At 41.0% G+C, this 2055-nt stretch carries 3 protein-coding genes; all 3 read left to right on the plus strand.

Annotation, left to right across the window (positions count from 1 at the left end):
* On the plus strand, positions 1-1047 hold a 1047-nt coding region (locus C7B70_RS25805), incomplete at its 5' end, for an ATP-binding protein (protein ID WP_106371692.1).
* Between the two features lie 25 nt (positions 1048-1072).
* Positions 1073-1309, plus strand: coding sequence for a hypothetical protein (locus C7B70_RS25810; RefSeq protein ID WP_106371693.1), 237 nt, complete (start codon positions 1073-1075; stop codon positions 1307-1309).
* Between the two features lie 115 nt (positions 1310-1424).
* Positions 1425-2055, plus strand: a 631-nt coding sequence (locus tag C7B70_RS25815; RefSeq protein WP_146134194.1) for a hypothetical protein, incomplete at its 3' end; no start/stop codon positions are given.

The raw sequence follows: 2055 nt of genomic DNA on the forward strand, positions 1-2055 counted from the left end.
AACTTTCTCAAGCAGAAGAATGTCTATTGCGATGCCGTTTATCGTGCTGCTTTAGGGCTTTATATTGGAGAGTTAAACAATGTACTCCAAATGTATGCAAACCTCCAAGGGGAAGGATTAGCATCAGCTATCTCTGACTATAAGATTCGGAAGCTACAAGGGCGTGGAATTACTGTAGTTCCTCAGCCTGACTGTCATGCGGCGGGGATGGATGTTCTCGATGGCATTTTGGCAGAAATTACAGATTTACTCAAGCCAGAAGCTTATGAAGCGGGTTTACAGTTTCCTAGAGGAACGATTCTCATCGGTCCACCAGGAACGGGTAAAAGTCTGTTTGCCAAAAGTGCAGCAACTCGTTTAGGTTTACCCTTACTCTGTGCGGATTGGGCGGGGTTGATTTCACCCATCCCTGGCGAAAGTGTGGCAAATCTAAGGGCGTTATTGCAGTCTGCTGAGGCATCTGCACCTTGCTTATTATTTTGGGATGATTACGATAAAGCGTTTGCTTCCGCAGATTTATCTAAGGATACTGGGGAAGAAAAGAAACTAGCAGGTATGTTGCTCACTTGGCTGCAAGACCGCACTCCTCCCGTTTACACAATAGTTACCTTAAACCGAATCAATCAAATTCCCCCAGAACTGAAAAGAAGATTTGACCGCACTATCTTTGTAGATTTACCCCATGAAGGAGCGCGTCATGATATTTTTGGTATCCATTTATTGAAGTATTGTGGGGCGATTCCCAACTGGAGTGATCGCGATTGGAAGATCCTGATTTCTGAGTACGGGGAATGCACACCCGACGAGATTGGCAAAGCAGTCTACCTATCAGCAGTGCGCTCATACAGACAGGGTCGCACTCGCCAAATCACCATTGACGACTTGCTTTATCAGCGTAAACAGTTTACTCCAGCAAACATCGCTAATCCTGCTCAAATCCAGTCAATTCGTAACAATTCTAAGTTTGCGCTCAAAGCTTCCAGTGATGACCGCTCCAAGTGGCGAGTGGAACCTGACCCCATATTCAAAACCATGCTAGGTCGGTAGAATTAAATCCAAAAGGAGAAAAAGTATGAATGACCGCGATTCACAAAATCTTAATTTCTTTAACGCACTGATTGTATTTAGCCTACTTACCCTGTTTTGTCGGCTGTTCATGGCGGTATGGCGGCGCTCCAAGCTGGCAGCAATTCTGTTAGTCACTGTGGGACCATACCTTCTTGCCGCTCTACATAGTTTTGAGCAGGATTCTTCATACCGCGCCTTATGTCAGAGTAAGCCTGAGCAAGCTGCTTGCAAACGTTATTAATCTACTAGCTCGAAGATAGATTTTGTAGGCGTGAAAAAGTTTACTAAAGTTGTCATAAACAACGCAAACTCTTGAATACTTTTATATAAAAATTATGCTTTGCATGATAGGTGATATGGAACCATCAGGTAAGAATTTTGTCGATATTATACCTACACCTTTAACTCGATTCTATCTCCAACTTCACCCTTTTTATGCAGAGAATTTAACTACAGTATTTCTTGCAATTATAATATTGATAGTTTCTTGGCACGAAAGAATTTTTGAAAAAAAGAGACAGACATTTCAGTTGTTATCTAAAACCAGAATAGTAACATTAAAGTCTTCATCTAAATGGGGCGTACTTCTACCAAACAAAAAGGGAAAAATACGTTTAATTCACGAGGATTCTTTAGAAGTGGCAACTATACATTTGGTTCAGGGTAAAAACTTTGAGCTAAACAGGGAAGTCTGGGAACTAGGTAGGCTTGAGCTTTTGAGAGCAGATAATCCATTAAGTAAAGTACAGACAAATATTGTAACTGCTGTACAACAAAAACTAGCTTTACAGGCAAACTTGGAGCAACTAGCAGCCCATGCTCAGAAAGCTAAAGATATGTATGAATTGATTAAAGGTTTTGAAAGCGATCCAGAAATTGTCCAAAGATATGAAGATATTTATCTACAACGTTTAGAATCAATTTCTCAATTAAATATTTCTCAGGCTTTGCAAGATGAAAACATTAAGCGACTACTCCTATTCGTAG

It is taken from the genome of Chlorogloea sp. CCALA 695 (assembly GCF_003003885.1).
Classification (GTDB): domain Bacteria; phylum Cyanobacteriota; class Cyanobacteriia; order Cyanobacteriales; family Chroococcidiopsidaceae; genus Aliterella.